Genomic DNA, 15967 nt, shown 5'->3' on the forward strand with positions numbered 1-15967 from the left:
CCGTCCGGACGGCATGCCGGAACGCCCGGGCGACGGTACGGGGCCGGGGTCAGCAGGCCCCCACGCCCTCGTTGTAGCCCTGGGCGAAGTATCCCTGGCGCTTTTCCGGGGTGCCGTGGGCGTCCGGCGCCCACCAGGCGTCGGTGGGGTCGCCCGCCGCTTCGAGGTTGACGAGCAGTTCCTCCTCGTCGCCCTGTTCGGCCTGCAGTGCCCGCGCCTGGATGAGGCCGCTCAGCGCGGCCCCCGCGTAGCAGTCGGCCTGAAGCTCCCGCTCCACGTTGTAGCGGAAGTCGTCCACAAGCTGGGCCTGGACGGCGTGCCCCAGTTCGTGCGGGATCACCACGTAGACCGCGCCGTCGCCCATCTGGTCGTACATCGCCTTCAGCCAGGCGGCGTCGTAGGCGACGAAGTGCCCGTACGGGCAGTAGAAGGCGTTCTCCGGCACGGCCGGCTGCCCGCCGCAGTCGGGGCCGCCGTTCCCCTCGTACGCGACGAAGCGGGTGATCGGGCGGTAGGTCTCCCCGCTCTGGCGGAAGCGGTCCGCCCAGAACCACTCGGTGAGGCACCGGGCGAGCTTCACGTCGCCGGGGAAGTCGTCGCCGTTGCCCCTGCACGGCGTCGCCCGGGACGCCGCGTCGCCCTGCTGCGCGCGGTCCGGCGGAGGAGACCCGGCGAGCGTGCCGCAGGACGCGACCAGGGTCACCAGGAGGAAGAACGCGGCGAACGCTCGACGGGTCATTCCACTGCTAATACCCCAAATTCCGGGAAAAGTTCGCCAAAACTCACCGGTAGTGGTCACAAACTCCAGAGGTGCACGGGCTCGTTGGTGTGCATGTGCTCCAGGTAGCGCAGGGTCATCCGGCGCAGCGCCTCGTGGTCCCCGCCGAGCGCCCGGGCCGTCCTGACCTGCCAGTCCGCGCCCGTACGGCCGGTCACGCAGCGCCGCTCGATGATGCCGAGCAGCCGGTCGCGCTGGACCGGGTCGACCTCCCACAGGTCCAGCCCGTGATAGGCGAGGGGCAGCAGCCTCCGCAGGATCAGCTCGGCGGCGGGCACCTCCCCCAGGCCCGGCCAGTACAGGCGGGCGTCGAGGCCGTACCGCGCCGCGTTGCGGAGGTTGTCCTCGGCCGCGGCGAAGGACATGCGCGACCACACGGGGCGTTCGGCCGACGGGAGCACCCGCATGAGCCCGTAGTAGAACGCCGCGTTGGCGGCGATGTCCGCGACCGTCGGCCCGGCCGGTAACACCCGGTTCTCCACCCGTAGGTGCGGGACGCCGCCGGCCACGTCGTAGACGGGGCGGTTCCAGCGGTAGACGGTGCCGTTGTGCAGCCGGAGCTCGTGCAGCCCGGGCACTCCGCCGTCGGCCAGGACCTGCCTCGGGTCCTCCTCCTCGCACAACGGCAGCAACGCGGGAAAGTAGCGGACGTTCTCCTCGAACAGGTCGAAGACCGAGGTGATCCACCGCTCCCCGAACCACACGCGGGGCCGCACGCCCTGCGCCTTCAGCTCCTCGGGGCGGGTGTCGGTGGCCTGCTCGAACAGGCTGATCCTGGTCTCCCGCCACAGCTCCCTGCCGAACAGGAAGGGCGAGTTGGCCGCCACCGCCACCTGCGGGCCCGCGATGGCCTGGGCCGCGTTCCAGTGGTCGGCGAACTGCTCCGGGCTCACCTGCAGATGGAGCTGGACGCTCGTGCACGCCGCCTCGGGGGTGATGCTGTCGGCGTAGGTGTCGAGCACGTCGACGCCCTCGATGTGGAGGTGCAGGTCCTCGCCGCGGGCGGCGAAGATCTGCTCGTTCAGCAGCTTGTAGCGCGGGTTGGCCGACAGCGTCCCCTCGCTGACGTCCGACTCGCGCAGCGTCGGCAGGATGCCGACCAGCATGAGCTGCCCGCCGACGCGCGCGGCCCGCTCCTGCCCGCGGTTGAGGCGGCGCCGTACGGACTCCTCCAGCTGCCGGCTGCCGTCGCCGGACAGCACCTGCGGCGGCACGTTGATCTCGACGTTGAACTGGCCCAGCTCGGTGGCCCAGTCGGGCTCGGCGATCGCGGCCAGGACCTCGGCGTTCTTCATCGCCGGCTCGCCCCGCGCGTCGACCAGGTTCAGCTCGATCTCCAGGCCCATCAGCGGCCGTTCGAACTCGAACCGCGACCCCCGCAGCATCTCCGCGAGGACCTCCAGCGACAGCTTGACCTTCTCCCGGTAGCGACGGCGGTCCTCCCGGGTGAAGGACACGGAGGGTACGTCACGGCCCATGCCCGAAGCGTCGCACGCCGAGGGGTGATCACACCAGACGGGCCGACACAGAAGGGGTCAGACCAGGCGCCTGGCGGTGGCCCACCGCGAGAGCTCGTGCCGGTTGGAAAGCTGCAGCTTGCGCAGCACGCTCGACACGTGGGTCTCGACGGTCTTCACCGAGATGAACAGCTCCTTGGCGATCTCCTTGTACGCGTAGCCGCGCGCGATCAGCCGCAGCACCTCCCGCTCCCGCTGGGTGAGCGAGTCGAGCTCGGGGTCGATGGGCGGCGCCTCCGTCGAGGCGAACGCGTCGAGCACGAACCCGGCGAGCCGCGGGGAGAACACCGCGTCGCCGTCCGACACCCGGACGATCGCGTCGGTCAGCTCGGCGCCGCTGATCGTCTTGGTCACGTAGCCCCGGGCGCCGCCCCGGATGACCCCGATCACGTCCTCGGCGGCGTCCGACACCGACAGCGCGAGGAAGCGCACCTGCGATCCCGAGCCGAGCACCCGCCGCAGCACCTCCTGGCCGCCGCCGCCCGGCATGTGCACGTCGAGCAGCACCACGTCGGGCTCCAGCTCGGCGATCGCCGAGACCGCCGACTCCACGTCCTCGGCCTCCCCGATCACCTGGATCGACGGGCCCAGCTCGGCCCGTACGCCGGACCGGAACAGCCGGTGGTCGTCGACGATCAGCACGCGTACGGTCTTCATGTGTCCCTCTTCATGGTCAGCATGACCTCGGTTCCGTCGCCGGGCTCGGTCCTGACCCGGGCGCTTCCGCCGTTGCGCTCCATCCTGCCGATGATCGACTGGCGGATGCCCATCCGGTCATCGGGGACGTCGTCGAGCACGAAGCCCTTGCCCCGGTCCCGGACGAACACCGTAACCTCGTCGGGCTCGACCTCGGCGTAGACGGAGACGACCGAAGCCCCACTGTATTTGCACGCGTTGACCATCGCCTGCCGGGCGGCGTGGAGCAGGGCCGCCAGGTTCTCGGACAGCTCGCAGTCGCCCACGCAGACGACCTCGATCTGCACGCCGTGGGCGTCCTCCTCCTCGGCCGCGACCCGGCGTACGGCGGCGGCGAGGGTCGCGTCGGCGTCCTGCTTGGGCTGGTAGAGCCAGTTGCGCAGCTCCCGCTCCTGCGACCGGGCGAGCCTGGCCACCTCGCGCGCGTCGTGGGCGTTGCGCTGGATGAGGGTCAGCGTGTGCAGCACCGAGTCGTGGACGTGGGCGGCCACCTCGGCCCGCTCCTCCTGCCTGATGCGCTCGGTGCGCTCCCGCTGGAGCTCCTTGACCAGCGAGGCGAGCCAGGGCGCGGCGATCATGAGCATGCCGCCGACGACCACCGCCGTGAACACCAGCCCGGTCCGCGCCTTGGCCAGCTCGCCGCTCGCGGCGAGGAAGCCGATCGCGCCCACGACGACGAGCAGCGCGCCGATGCCCGTGCGGACCCAGGTCGTGCTGACCTGCTTGACCGCTCCGGACATCCAGCGCTGCCGCCGGCCCGGGTCGGCCTGCTGCCACAGGATCAGCGCGCCGATGCCGCCCACGGCGATCGGCCAGGTGCCGAACCCGCCGCTGGACGCGCCCGTCAGCCAGGCGAAGGCCCCGAGCGTCAGCCACAGCACGCCGTACGCCGCGAGCTGACCCCACTCGCGGGCGGGCTCGTGGCCCTTCACCTCCTCCTTGGGGGTGAACATCCACAGCGCGGCGTACGCCACGAGGCCCAGCCCGTCGACGACGGTGAGCAGCACGAAGGCGAGGCGCAGCACGACGGGGTCGAGGCGCAACTGGGCGGCGGCGCCCTGGGCGACGCCCGCGACCACCCGGCCCGACACGGGCCGGACCATCCGGGGGTACGCCGCGACGGCGTTAGGCATCTCAGACATCTCGGAAAGCATCGTCACACGTCACGGAGCATGCGCGCATCAGGGCATGCCCTGATGTGGCCCCTGGGGACTCGGGGACGGCTCAGGGGTTCCCCCGATGGCAGGGCCACGGCCGGCACGGCCAGGATGGGACCATGACCGAGGCGCCATCCGCTCCCACTTCCGACCCCGCCGGCCAGCCAGAACCCGAGAGGGTGCTGAGCCGCCACCGGGACGGACGCATGATCACGGGCGTGTGCGCGGGCCTCGGCAGGTACACGGGCATAGACCCGGTGCTCTTCCGGGTCGGCTTCGCGGTGCTGGTCCTCGCCTCCGGCATCGGCGTCATGCTGTACGTCGCGGCGTTCCTGCTGATGCGCCGCCCGGACGGCGGCCCCGGCCACCTGGAGCAGTGGACCCGGCGGATGTTCGACGCCGAGACCGTGCTCGCGTTGCTGGCGGCGGTCTTCGCGTTCGGGCTGATCATCAACGTGGCCTCGGGCGGCATCAACCGCGGCACGATCGTCGTCGGCACGCTGCTGGCCATCGTGCTGATGGCCGCCCACGCCCGGGGCGTCGACCTGCTCACCATGGCCAGGTCGATGCCGGAACGGGCGACCGGCCGGCGCGGCATGACCAGGTCCACTCCCGGGTTCGCGCCGTTCGCCCCCTTCGCGCAGCAGCCGTACGGGCCGGCGCCGCAGCCCGCCGAGACCACGGCGATGCCGGGAACGTACGGCCCTCGGGCCCCTGGACGGGGGCCCGAGCCGTCCGTCCGCGGGAACGCGGACGACGTGACCCCCGAGGACACCACGCAGGACACCGAGAACGCCGCCGCCCGGCGGTTCGCGTCGGAGCCCACCCGGGAGAGGGTGTCCGAGCCCTTGACGGACATCGCCTCAGAGCCGGTGGCGGAACCCATGCGGGACACCGTGGCGCAGCCCACGCGGGACATCGGGTCAGAGCCCGTGAGCGACGTGGACGCCGAGCACGGCGCGGGTTCTGTGGGGCGGGCCGACGGCGACCCGCCGACTCGGGCCTTCGAGCCTCCGGCCGGGACGACCCCGCTGTCCATGCCTGACGCTCCGGGCTCCGGCGGCTCCGACGCGAGTGACGCCGGGCCACGCGACTCCGGGCCACTCGGCTCCGGCACGCGCGGGCCCGTACCGCCGCCTCGGGGCGCGGACGGGTACCGGCGGCTGTCGGACCTGGCCCGCGAGGCGCGGGCGAGCGCGCGGGGCGACCTCGGCTCACCCGGGCAGGCGCCGGGCCGCGCCGCCGGCCGGGGCTTCGGAAGCGGCCAGGGGTACGGCGCGGGCGAGCCCTTCGCCCCCCACGGTCCGTACACGAGGCGGGAGCCGTACCGGCCGCTCGGCACGCCCTACGCGGCGGACCCGTACGGGCCGCCCGTGGCCCCGCCGCCGCGGCCCAGGAAGCCCAAGCGTCCGAGGTCGTTCGTCAGCGGCCTCACCATATGCCTCGCCCTGATCGTTGGAGGGATCATGGTCACCATGCAGCGGACCGGCACCGGCACGGTCGGCCTCCCGGTCGTCGGCGGGGCGGTGCTCGTCACAATCGGCGCGGGCCTGCTCGTCGCCGCCTGGTTCGGGCGGGGCGGCGGCCTGGTCGCCGCCGGCACGATCGTGGCGCTCGTGCTGGTGGGAAGCACGACGGTCAACGGCATCCCCCGCAAGGTCGGCAGTTTCGTCTGGCATCCCGTCACCGCCGTCCAGTCGCCCGGCACCTACGAACTGGGCGTCGGCGATGGCAAGCTCGACCTGAGCGACATTCCGCTGAAGTCCGGCGCCCGGCTGAGGTTCGACGCCTCGGTGTCGCTGGGCCAGCTCGCGGTGATCGTCCCGCCCACCGCGCGGGTCGAGGTGTACGGCTTCACGAAGCTGGGCGAGGTGCGGATCGACCACCAGGTCGAGGACGGCACGAACGTGCGGTTCAACCGCGTCCTGGAGCCCGAGACACCCGGCAAGGGCGACGTGCCCACGATCGAACTGCACGTCAAGGCGGGCGTCGGTGACGTGGAGGTGCGCCGTGCTGCCTGACCCCCACACCGATTCTCGCGCCGAGCGTCCGCGCCGGGTCCACCGTACGAGCTGGATGTGCCTGCTCTCGGGCCTGCTGTTCATCGGCATGGGCATCCGCTACCTGACCGGGCCCGACCCCGACGCGGTCGTGATGGCTCCCCTGCTCGTCGGAGGGCTGGGGTTCGCGGCCTTCATCGCGATCCTCGCGAAGGCCATCCGCCGCTGACCCCCTCCTGCTGACCTCACCTCGTCGACCCCGGGCCGGACCTCCCGCCCGGGGTCGAGGTGTTTCACGGCCGATTCGGGGATCCGCTCGCCAGAAGCATACTCAGTATGCATACTGAGTATTCATGTCCGTACGACACGGCCTGCTCGCCCTGCTGAGTCAGGGCCCGCGCTACGGCTACCAGCTCAAGACCGAGTTCGAGGCGTCCACCGCCGACACCTGCCCGCTCAACATCGGGCAGGTCTACACGACGCTGTCCCGCCTGGAGCGGGACGGCCTGGTGTCCCGCGCCGGTGAGGACGAGCAGGGCCGCGTCCGATACGCCATCACCCCCGACGGCAACGGCGAACTCGACCGGTGGTTCGCCAAACCCGTCGCCCGGGCCGACCGGCCCCGCGACGAACTCGTCGTCAAGCTCGCCATGGCCGCCACCACCCCCGGCGTGGACGTGGCGGCGGTCATCCAGGCGCAGCGGTCCTCGACGATGCGGACCCTGCAGGAGCTCACGCGGGCCAAGCGGGGCTTCGACGCGTCCGCCGAGGCCGCGCAGCGCCTGGTCCTCGATTCGATGATCTTCCAGGCCGAGGCCGAGCAGCGCTGGCTCGACCACTGCGAAGCCGTCCTCGGCAGCCCCTCCGACTCCAGCCCAGCCAAGGAGACCACGTGACCGAGCGTGAGCCGTCCGCGTCCCCAGCGGACCAGTTACCCCGCCCGGACGGCGAGCCGATCGTCCGCCTCGCGGGCGTCGTCCGCGTCCACGGCGAGGGGCCGAACGCCGTACCCGCCCTGCGGGGCGTCAGCCTCGACGTGCGGGCGGGCGAACTGGTCGCCGTCATGGGCCCGTCCGGGTCCGGCAAGTCCACCCTGCTCAACCTGGCGGGCGGGCTCGACCGGCCGACCGAGGGGTCCGTCCTCCTCGAAGGCCGCGAACTGCGCGATCTGCCGCCCAAGCGGCTCGCGGAACTGCGCCGCAGGAGTGCGGGCTATGTGTTCCAGGATCTCAACCTCATCCCGTCGCTGACGGTGGCCGAGAATGTCGCGCTGCCGCGCGAGCTGGACGGCGCGTCCACGGCGAAGGCCCGGCGTGCGGCCCTGCGGGTGCTGGAGGAGGTGGGCCTCGCGGACCTGGGCGACCGGTTCCCCGACGACCTGTCGGGCGGGCAGCGCCAGCGGGCCGCCATCGCCCGGGCGCTGGTCGGCGAGCGCCGCCTGATCCTCGCGGACGAGCCGACCGGGGCCCTCGACACGCGAGCGGGTGACGAGATCATTCAGGTGCTCCGGCAGCGCGCCGACGCGGGGGCCGCCGTGCTGCTGGTCACCCACGAGCCGAGGTACGCCGCCTGGGCCGACCGTGTCGTCTTCCTCCGGGACGGCCGGATCACCGACTCCTCCGACTCCCCCGCCACTGAGGGCGCCGGCGGGACGGACGGCGCCGACGGCATGGGTGTGGTGAGCGCCCGATGAGAGGCCTGCGCGCCGCACTGCGGATCTCACGCCGCACCGCCTGGCGTTCGAAGGGGCGCAGCGCGCTGATCCTCGCGATGCTCGCGCTGCCCGTCGCCGTCATCACCTTCACGCTGACCGCGTTCGCCACCCTGTACGACATGCCACCCAGTCAGTACCCCCTCGGCCGGGCCGACGCCGTGGTGCAGGGCGCCCGCGAGTGGAGCGGCCTCAGCCAGAACGCGTGGGGAGAGACCGATTCCCTGGAAGCCGGCACGAAGACGACGCCGTACGCCCAGGCGGAGATCGCCGGCCTCATCCCCGGCAGCCGCCTGATCCCGACATCGCAGCAGTTCCTCCGTTATCTTGCCCCGGGCGGGTACGAGATGGGATACGTCCGGCAGGTGGATCTGCGCGACCCGATGTCCCAGGACACCTTCCGGCTCGTGCGGGGCAGGCTTCCCGCCGCTCCCGGCGAGGCCGTCGTCTCCACCCGGCTGGACGAGCAGATCAGGCCAGGCGTGACACTCCTGGCCACGGAGGAACGACGTCCGCTCCGGGTCGTCGGTGTCGCCTTGTTCGCCCCGGCGAGGCCCGAAATAGTCGTCTTCCCCGGCAGTCTGCCCGATTCCACGTTCGGGCCCGCCGATCCCCAGCAGGTGACCCACGGCTGGCTCGTGGACGCGCCGCGTCCGCTGTCGTGGCCGGACGTCCGCCGGCTCAACGCGCGCGGTCTCGTGGTCAGGAGCCGGGCCGTCGTCGACAGCGCCTCGCGGGAGACGCGGTTCAACCTCAAGATCGACTCCTCCACGCTGCCGGCGCTCCCGTGGACGGGGATCGCGCTGCTGCAGGTCGTCCTCGCGGCCGGGCCCGCCTTCGCCGTCGGCCGGCGGCGCCGGGCCCGCGAGTTCGCGCTCGTCGCCGCCCAGGGCGGCTCCCCGGCGCAGCTGCGGCTGATCGCGCTGGCCGACGGCCTGCTCTTCGGCGTCGCCGGCGCCACGGCCGGAGCGGTGATCGGCGTCGCGGCGGTGCCGCTCGCGATGCCCGGCCTCGAACTGTGGGCGGAGACGCTGGTGGACTCGTTCACCGTCCCCTGGATTTCGGTCGCGCTGGTCGCGGCGCTCGGGGTCGCCGCCGGGGTGCTGGCCGCGCTCGCCCCCGCCGTCGGCGCGGGCCGTACGGACGCGGCGGCGGTGCTGTCCGGCAGGCGCGAGCGGCGCCGCGACCGCGCGGGCCGGCCACTGCTCGGAGCGGTGCTCGTCGTGGCGGGCCTCACAGCGACCGCGGTGAGCGCCCGGCACGGCATCCACTTGATCGCCGCCTCGGCGCTGCTCACCCAGCTCGGGCTGGTGGCCCTGGTGCCGGCCCTCGTCCGCGCCGTGGGCCGGGCCGCCGCCCGGCTCCCCCTGCCGCTCCGCTTCGCCGTCAGGGACGCCGTACGCAACAGGGGCCGTACGGTGCCCGCCGTCGCCGCGGTGATGACCACGGTCGTGGTGCTCACCGCGACAGGCGTGGCCTTGCGGGCCTCGGCCATCAGCCCCCTGCCGTTCCTGCGTGACCTGCCGCAGGGGCCGGTGGGATCACTCCAGATCTCGGCGGCCGACCTCACTCCGCAGCTGTGGGACCGCGTCCGCGCCGCCGTGGTGCGTGAACTGCCGGCGGGCGTGCCGCTGGTGGAAGGACGGGCTCTCGCGACGAAGACCGGCGTGCCGCTCGGCGTGGCCCTGCCGAAGCCGGCCAAGTCGGAGAACCAGGGGGTCTTCTTCATGGAGGGCAGGAGCGGCGGGCTGCTGGCCGGAGACGAGAGCCTGCTGCGCTACGTGCTCGGCCGCGAGGACCCGGAGGCGGTCGCGGCGCTCCGTGCGGGCAAGGCCGTGGTGCTCAATCCCTCCGCCGTCCGGAAGGGCAGGATCAGAGCGGATGTGATGAGGCAGGACGCGCGGCCCCTGAACACGCCCGAGACGATCTCCCTGCCGGCCGTCGGGGTGCGGCCCACGGGGCAGGGCTGGGCGCGCGTGGTCGTCGCGCCCGAGGCGGCCGAGAAGACGGGTTACGTCACCGTCACCACCCTCCTCGCGGTGAACCCCGCGGACTACCGGATGTCGCAGGCGTCGGCGGACCGGATCGCCGCGGCCGTGGAGGCGATCACGCCGCACGCGATGGTCAGGCTGGAGACGCCGCCCGGTCCCGTGGACGACTCGGTGGTCCTGCTCGTGCTCGCCGCGGCGGCGGCCGTGCTCGTGCTGGGGATGGCCTTCGTCGCGACCGCGCTGGCCGCCGCCGAGGCACGGCCCGACCTGGAGACGATGGCCGCGGTGGGGGCGGCTCCACGGACGAAGCGGGCCGTCGTCGCCGGCCAGGCCCTGGTGATCGCGCTGCTCGGGACCACCGCCGGAGTGCTCGCCGGTCTGCCGCCCGGCGCCGCCGCGACCCGGGTGCCGTCCGGGCTGTACCGGCCGATGATGATGGTGCGGCCCGATGGGGTGCCCGTGATCGTACACCCGCGGCCACCGGCGCTCCTGCTCACGATCCCGTGGCCGCTCATCGCCCTGCTCGTGGTCGGGCTGCCCCTGCTGGCCGCGCTCGGCGGCGCCGTGTTCACCCGCTCACGCCTGCCGCTCCCCCGGCGCAGGGTGACGTGATCCGGCGCGCCGCTACGTGCGCGGTGCGTCGGGCGTGCCGGGGGTGAGGGCGTCGCGTACGGCGGTGAGGCAGCGTTCGACGACGGGGCGCGGGGCGAAGGCGTAGGTGCCGTCGCCGAACAGCTCGAACGTCATGTGGCCGTCGTACCCCCGGCGCGCGAAGGCGGTGAGGTAGTCGGCGAGCGGCAGCTCGCCGTCGCCCCAGGCGAGGTGCCCCGCCGGGCGGCCGTCGATGAGGTGGACGTGGCGGACGCGGTCGCCGAGCGCGTCGAAGTAGTCGTCGACGCCCTCCCCCGCGACCGCCATGCCGACCGTGTCGAGCACGGCGCCGAGGTTCGGCGCGCCGACCTCGTCCAGCATGCGGGCGAGCGCGCGGGAGTCGTTGAGAAGGTTCGACTCCACCCGCTGCAGCGGTTCGAGCACGCACGTCACCCCGAACCCGGCGGCGTACGCCGCGATCTCGGCGAGCGCGTCGGCGGACCGGCGCAGGCCGGTCTCCACCGGCTCGCCCTCGAAGCCGCGGCCGGGCGTCAGCAGCAGCAGTTCGGCGCCGAGTTCCGCGCACAGTTCGGCGGCGCGGCGGAACATCGCGATGCTCGCCGCGCGCAGCCGGGTGTCCGGCGAGGCGATGTTGACGGGATACATCACCTGCTCGGGCGTGAGGCAGCGCACCCGCAGGCCGCGCGAGGCGGCCCGGCGGCGTACGGCCCGGGCCTCGGCGTCGCTCACCCACGGCACGTGGAAGTGCGGGGCGACGCCCCACAGCTCCACCTCCTCGCGGCCGAGGCCGGCGGCGTCGTCGAGGAACCGGTCGAACGGCAGGTGCTGGTAGGAGAAGTTCGATCCGGTGATCCGCGGGAAGGACATCGGCGCTCCTGTCGCAGGGGAGGGGTGCGAGGTCATTTTCCGATTCCGTCGGCGAGGCCCTTGACGATGTACCGCTGGCCGGCGAAGAACAGCAGCACCACCGGGACGGCGGCGATCGTCATGCCGGCGAAGACGACGGGGAAGTCGGTGCCGTGCTTGCTCATCAGGCTCATCAGGCCGACGGGAAGAGTCTGCACGCCGGCGCCGCTGGTGAACACCATCGCGAAGAGATACTCGTTCCAGGCGAACAGGATGTGCAGCAGGACCGTCGAGACGATGATCGGCTTGCACATCGGGAGGGTGATCCGCCAGAACGCGGTCCACCGCCCGCAGCCGTCCATCTCCGCCGCCTCGTCCACCTCGCGCGGCAGGTCCAGCATGTACGCCCGGATGAGGAACGTGGTGAACGGCACCCGGAAGGCCGTGTAGAGGATGAGCAGCGCCCAGAAGCTGTTGTACAACCCCATGGACTGGAACATCTTGACCAGCGGGACCAGCGCCACGCTCGGGGCGAGCATCAGCCCGCCCAGGATGACGCCGGTGACCGCCTTGCCGAACGGGATGGCCACCCGGGTCAGCCCGTACGCCGCCCACGCGCTGAAGAAGACCGTCGTGACGGTCGACGTCACGGTGACCAGGATGCTGGTCGTGAGGTAGTTGCTGACCCCGCGGTTCCACGCCTTCTGGTAGCTGTCGAAGCTCCACTGGGAGGGCAGCGCGAAGGGGTTGCCGAAGATCTCGCTGTTGGTCTTGAACCCGTTGACCAGCATCCACAGCAGCGGATAGACCACCACCACGGCGAGGCAGAGCAGGAACGACCACAGCAACAGGCGGGCGATCACCCCGAGGAAGCCGACGCGACTCACCACTCCACCCTTCTCCTGCGGGCGACCCACAGCTGTGCGACGGCGATGGCGAGCGTGACCACGAAGATGACCGTCGCGATCGCGGCCGCGTAGCCGAAGTCGTTGCGGACGAAGCCGCTGCGGTACAGCCAGGTGCCCAGCACCTGGGTCGAGTTGTTCGGCCCGCCTCCGGTCATGACCATGACCTCGTTGAACACCTGGAACGCCCCCGAGATCGTGACCATGATCATCACGCCGGTCATCTCGCGTACCAGGGGAAGGGTCACGTGGAAGAAGCGGCGGACGGGCCCGGTGCCGTCGATCGCCGCGGCCTGGTAGATCTCGCGCGGGATGCGCTGGATCGCGACCGCGAACAGCAGGGTCGAGTAGCCGAAGCCCTGCCACTGGCTCATCGCGATGATCGCCGGCATGGCCGTGCCCTCCTCGCCGAGCCACGAGTGCCGGAGCCCGCAGAGGCCCACCCCCTGCAGCAGGTGGTTGAGCACCCCGAGGTTGGGTTCGTAGATGAAGTAGAAGAGCAGGCCGGCCACGGTCAGCGAGATCGCGCTGGGGATGAAGTAGACGGCCCGCAGGGCGCGCGGCCACCGCTCGCTGCGCACGCCCTCGATGAGCGCCGCGAGCACGAGCGCGCCGAACACCTGGAACGCGATCGACACCACCGTGTAGAGCACGTTGTTGCCGAGCGACTTCCAGAAGACCGGGTCGTCCACGAGCTTGCCGTAGTTGGCGAGCCCGACGTACTTCTGGCTCCCGCTGAAGATGTCCCACTTGAGCGTGCTGAACCCGAAGTTCTCCACCAGCGGGAAGTACACGAACACCCCGACCATCGCGAGGGCGGGGACCACCCACGCGAGCCCGGCGGCCCGTCTGCTCATGGCGCGCACCGGCCTGCCCTCCCGGCTACTTCGCCGCGGCCGAGGCCTGGCGCACGCTGTCGAGCACCTGCTCGGGGGTCCTGCTCCCGGTGATCAGCGCCTCGCCGCCGGACAGCCACGTGTCGGCGACCTCGGGGACGGTGACCGTGTCGAGCCACGCGGCCAGCTTCGGCGCCTTGTTGACGAGCTCGATGCCCTCGTAGACCGCCTTGCTGGAGGTCTCGGGCGTGACGGCGCCGATGACCGTGCTGGGCTGGCCGTACGGCGGCGACGAGAGCACCTGGGCGTTCTTCGTGCTCGTGACGAACTTCATGAAGTCGATGGCGAGCGGGACGCGCGGCGAGGCGGCGTTGACGAGATAGCCCTCGGGAGAGCCCTCGACGATCGACGGGTCGCCGGCCGCGCCCTGCGGCGCCGGGAGCTGGAAGATCCCGAAGTCGTCGGGGTCGAGCTTGCCCTTGGCCGTCTCGTTGTCGAACTCCAGGATCTCCTGGTAGTACATCGCGGACTTGCCGTCGGCGAACGCCTCCTGCGCGGAGGTGTACAGCACGCCGTTGGTGCCGCTCCTGGTGTCGGTGCAGGTGTCGACCAGGGTCTTGAACTGGCCGAGGGCCTTCGTGTAGCCGGGGTCGTCGAGCTTGGCCGTCTCCGGCTTGAGGTCCGCCTCGAAGGCCGCCGTCGGCACGTTGTACGCGAAGAGCTGCTGCAGGTAGTGCAGGGCCGGCCAGCCGTCCTTGTTGCCGAAGGAGATGGGCTCGTACCCGGCCTTGCGCAGCGCCGCGCAGCTTCCGATGAGCTCCTCGAACGTCTTCGGCACCTGGACCCCGGCCTTGGCGAAGGCGGCCTTGTTGTAGCCCATGAACTTGCCGTTGCCGTAGAGCGGGATGCCGTAGTTCTTGCCGTCGTAGGCGAAGGCCGACAGCGCGCCGGGGCTGAAGGTCTTGCCCCAGTCCGTGTCGGGGCCGATCACGCCGGTGAGGTCGGCCGCCCGGCCGCCGCGGACGAAGTTCTCGGCCCAGTTGCCGGTCCACGTGAAGTAGATGTCGGGAAGGGCGTTCGAGGCCGTGAGCGTCTTGGTCTTGTCCTTGATGCTCTGGTCGGTCTCCTGGATGAGCTGGATCTTCACGCCGGGATGGAGCTTCTCGTACTCCGCCGCCAGGTTCTCGAAGTAGGGCCCGGTGGGGTCTCCGGCGAACTTCGTCAGGATGCTCAGCGTGCCCGAGTATTCGGGGCTGGCGGCGGCGTCCGCCGCGGGAGCCTGGTCCGCCTGCCCGCCGCCGGTGCAGCCGGTCAGGACGAGCACCGACGTCCCGGCGAGTGCCGCGAACGCCGTCAGTGCACGAGGGCGCATGGGCTTCCTTTCTCTCGGGGGGTCTTCTCGAGGTCCTGTCTGGATCTCTTGGGGAGAGGAGGGACCGCCGGTGCCTGGGCACCCGAGATCCGCCGGGACGCGCTGCCGACACGACCCGTTCATTGACGGGTGACTGTACAGAGCATGTGATACCGGTACCAGACCCAAGCAAGAAGATTTTTTCTCCGCAGGCCCCTCAGCCTCTCCCACCCCGATAAAACAGCAGATCACAGGCCTATCATCCGCGAAATTCCCTCCCGGTGTTGACTCCCACCCGGCAGGTGTGCCAGCGTCACCTCTGCGTGAGACCGGTATCAGGCAGGACGGCGCCCCGGTCCGCGGGCAATCCCGAAAGGACGCGAAAGCATGCTCGGATTCAACGAGCCGGAATTCCTCTCCCAGATGGCGAGCGCGGTGGCGTTGCGGCCCCAGATCGAGGAACTCGTCGATCGGCTCGTGGACGAGGGATTCGACAACCTCTACCTGGTCGGCGCCGGCGGCACCTACGCGCAGATGTGGCCGTACGAGCGGCTGGCGCGGCAGCGCTCCACCTTCGACGTGCGCGCGGTCATCGCGGCGGAGCTCATCGCCGCGGGCGAGGCGTCGCTCGGCGAGCGCTCGGTGGCCGTCTTCACCTCGGCCTCCGGCACGACCGACGACACCGTGCGAGCCATCGACTACTGCAGGGCCAAGGGCGTCCACACGATCGGCATCACGGGTTACCCCGACTCGCCCGTCGCGAAGAACGTGGACACCGTGCTGCTCACCGAGCCCAAGGCGTGGCCGTTCGACCCGCAGATGCTGATCCTCATGACCCGCCTGCTGTCCCGGCGAGGCGAGTTCGAGGGCTACGAGAAGCTCGCCGCCGAGCTCGACAAGCTCCCGCAGATCCTGCTGGAGGTGGCGAAGCAGACCGAGCCGGTCGCCGAGAGGTTCGCCGACGACCACAAGGACACCGGCTACTACTTCCTCATCGGCGGCGGCAACCTGTGGGCGTACGCCTACCTGTACTCCATGTGCATCCTGGAGGAGATGCAGTGGCTGCGCACCACGCGGGTGCACAGCGCCGAGTTCTTCCACGGCTCGCTCGAACTGCTCGAAGAGGACACCAGCGTCATCGTCTTCCAGGGCGAGGACGAGGCGCGGGGGCTCACCGAGCGCGCGGCGAACTTCGCCAAGCGCATCTCCAAGGACGTCACGGTCTTCGACACCAAGGACTACCCGCTCGACGGGATCAGCCCCGAGTTCCGCGGGCTGCTCGGCCCGCTGGTCCACGACGTGGCGACGGGCCGCGTGAGCAAGCACCTGGAGAGGGTGCGCGACCACTCCCTCGAACTGCGCCGGTACTACCGCGTCATGGACTACTGACCGTCATTCCCCAACCCGGGCCTCCGCCGTGCGCCGTGCACGCGCGGGGGCCCGCCCCACAGGAGCACGTCCCTTGACATCCTCCCCTCCCTGAAGGGACGGGATTCCGGCCGTCGCCGGTCGGGTTTCCTGCTTCACCACCGGTCGCCTCGTCCGAGAGGACTCTCGTTGAGGTCTT

General features: G+C 71.5%; 14 protein-coding genes. 6 read left to right on the forward strand and 8 right to left on the reverse strand.

Annotated features, from left to right (window positions below; translation table 11 throughout):
- Window positions 1-49 precede the first annotated feature (49 nt).
- The 4 genes from Mam01_RS04460 to Mam01_RS04475 are packed head-to-tail and all read right to left on the reverse strand — an operon-like array spanning window position 50 to window position 4124.
- Window positions 50-739, reverse strand: coding sequence for a neutral zinc metallopeptidase (locus tag Mam01_RS04460; RefSeq protein WP_204284207.1), 690 nt, complete (start codon window positions 737-739; stop codon window positions 50-52).
- A gap of 56 nt (window positions 740-795) precedes the next feature.
- Window positions 796-2256, reverse strand: a complete 1461-nt coding sequence (locus Mam01_RS04465; protein WP_204284208.1) for a glutamate-cysteine ligase family protein — start codon at window positions 2254-2256, stop codon at window positions 796-798.
- Window positions 2257-2313: 57 nt separating this feature from the next.
- Window positions 2314-2952: a response regulator gene (locus Mam01_RS04470; protein WP_150930703.1), complete on the reverse strand. Its 639-nt coding sequence runs from the start codon at window positions 2950-2952 to the stop codon at window positions 2314-2316.
- On the reverse strand, window positions 2949-4124 hold the full coding sequence (locus tag Mam01_RS04475) for an ATP-binding protein (RefSeq protein ID WP_373868681.1): 1176 nt from the start codon (window positions 4122-4124) through the stop codon (window positions 2949-2951). The genes Mam01_RS04470 and Mam01_RS04475 overlap by 4 nt, the downstream gene beginning before the upstream one ends.
- A gap of 143 nt (window positions 4125-4267) precedes the next feature.
- On the opposite strand from Mam01_RS04475, the gene Mam01_RS04480 reads away from it, so the two are divergent.
- The 5 genes from Mam01_RS04480 (at window position 4268) to Mam01_RS04500 (ending at window position 10462) form a co-directional block, all read left to right on the forward strand.
- A complete protein-coding gene (locus Mam01_RS04480) occupies window positions 4268-6169 on the forward strand; it encodes a PspC domain-containing protein (RefSeq protein WP_204284210.1) in 1902 nt (633 codons plus the stop codon).
- Window positions 6159-6377, forward strand: a complete 219-nt coding sequence (locus Mam01_RS04485; RefSeq protein WP_204284222.1) for a hypothetical protein — start codon at window positions 6159-6161, stop codon at window positions 6375-6377. The genes Mam01_RS04480 and Mam01_RS04485 overlap by 11 nt, the downstream gene beginning before the upstream one ends.
- A 124-nt stretch (window positions 6378-6501) precedes the next feature.
- Window positions 6502-7044, forward strand: a complete 543-nt coding sequence (locus Mam01_RS04490) for a PadR family transcriptional regulator (RefSeq protein ID WP_204284211.1) — start codon at window positions 6502-6504, stop codon at window positions 7042-7044.
- A 59-nt stretch (window positions 7045-7103) separates the two neighbouring features.
- A complete protein-coding gene (locus Mam01_RS04495; RefSeq protein ID WP_204284221.1) occupies window positions 7104-7841 on the forward strand; it encodes an ABC transporter ATP-binding protein in 738 nt (245 codons plus the stop codon).
- Window positions 7838-10462: an FtsX-like permease family protein gene (locus tag Mam01_RS04500; RefSeq protein ID WP_204284212.1), complete on the forward strand. Its 2625-nt coding sequence runs from the start codon at window positions 7838-7840 to the stop codon at window positions 10460-10462. The genes Mam01_RS04495 and Mam01_RS04500 overlap by 4 nt, the downstream gene beginning before the upstream one ends.
- Before the next feature lie 12 nt (window positions 10463-10474).
- Here Mam01_RS04500 and Mam01_RS04505 read toward each other — a convergent pair whose 3' ends face one another.
- The 4 genes from Mam01_RS04505 to Mam01_RS04520 are packed head-to-tail and all read right to left on the reverse strand — an operon-like array spanning window position 10475 to window position 14421.
- Entirely contained in the window at window positions 10475-11329 is an 855-nt protein-coding gene (locus tag Mam01_RS04505) for a sugar phosphate isomerase/epimerase family protein (protein WP_204284213.1), read from the reverse strand.
- Between the two features lie 32 nt (window positions 11330-11361).
- The gene (locus Mam01_RS04510; RefSeq protein WP_239101039.1) at window positions 11362-12195 is read right to left on the reverse strand and encodes a carbohydrate ABC transporter permease; all 834 of its coding nucleotides are present in this window, start codon (window positions 12193-12195) and stop codon (window positions 11362-11364) included.
- Complete coding sequence (locus tag Mam01_RS04515; protein WP_204284215.1) at window positions 12192-13070, reverse strand: carbohydrate ABC transporter permease; 879 nt, start codon at window positions 13068-13070, stop codon at window positions 12192-12194. The genes Mam01_RS04510 and Mam01_RS04515 overlap by 4 nt, the downstream gene beginning before the upstream one ends.
- Before the next feature lie 25 nt (window positions 13071-13095).
- Entirely contained in the window at window positions 13096-14421 is a 1326-nt protein-coding gene (locus Mam01_RS04520) for an ABC transporter substrate-binding protein (protein ID WP_204284216.1), read from the reverse strand.
- A gap of 366 nt (window positions 14422-14787) precedes the next feature.
- Here Mam01_RS04520 and Mam01_RS04525 point away from each other — a divergent pair, with 366 nt between their 5' ends.
- The gene (locus Mam01_RS04525) at window positions 14788-15789 is read left to right on the forward strand and encodes an SIS domain-containing protein (protein ID WP_204284217.1); all 1002 of its coding nucleotides are present in this window, start codon (window positions 14788-14790) and stop codon (window positions 15787-15789) included.
- The last annotated feature ends 178 nt before the right edge of the window (window positions 15790-15967 follow it).

Source organism: Microbispora amethystogenes (genome assembly GCF_016863015.1).
Classification (GTDB): Bacteria; Actinomycetota; Actinomycetes; order Streptosporangiales; family Streptosporangiaceae; genus Microbispora; species Microbispora amethystogenes.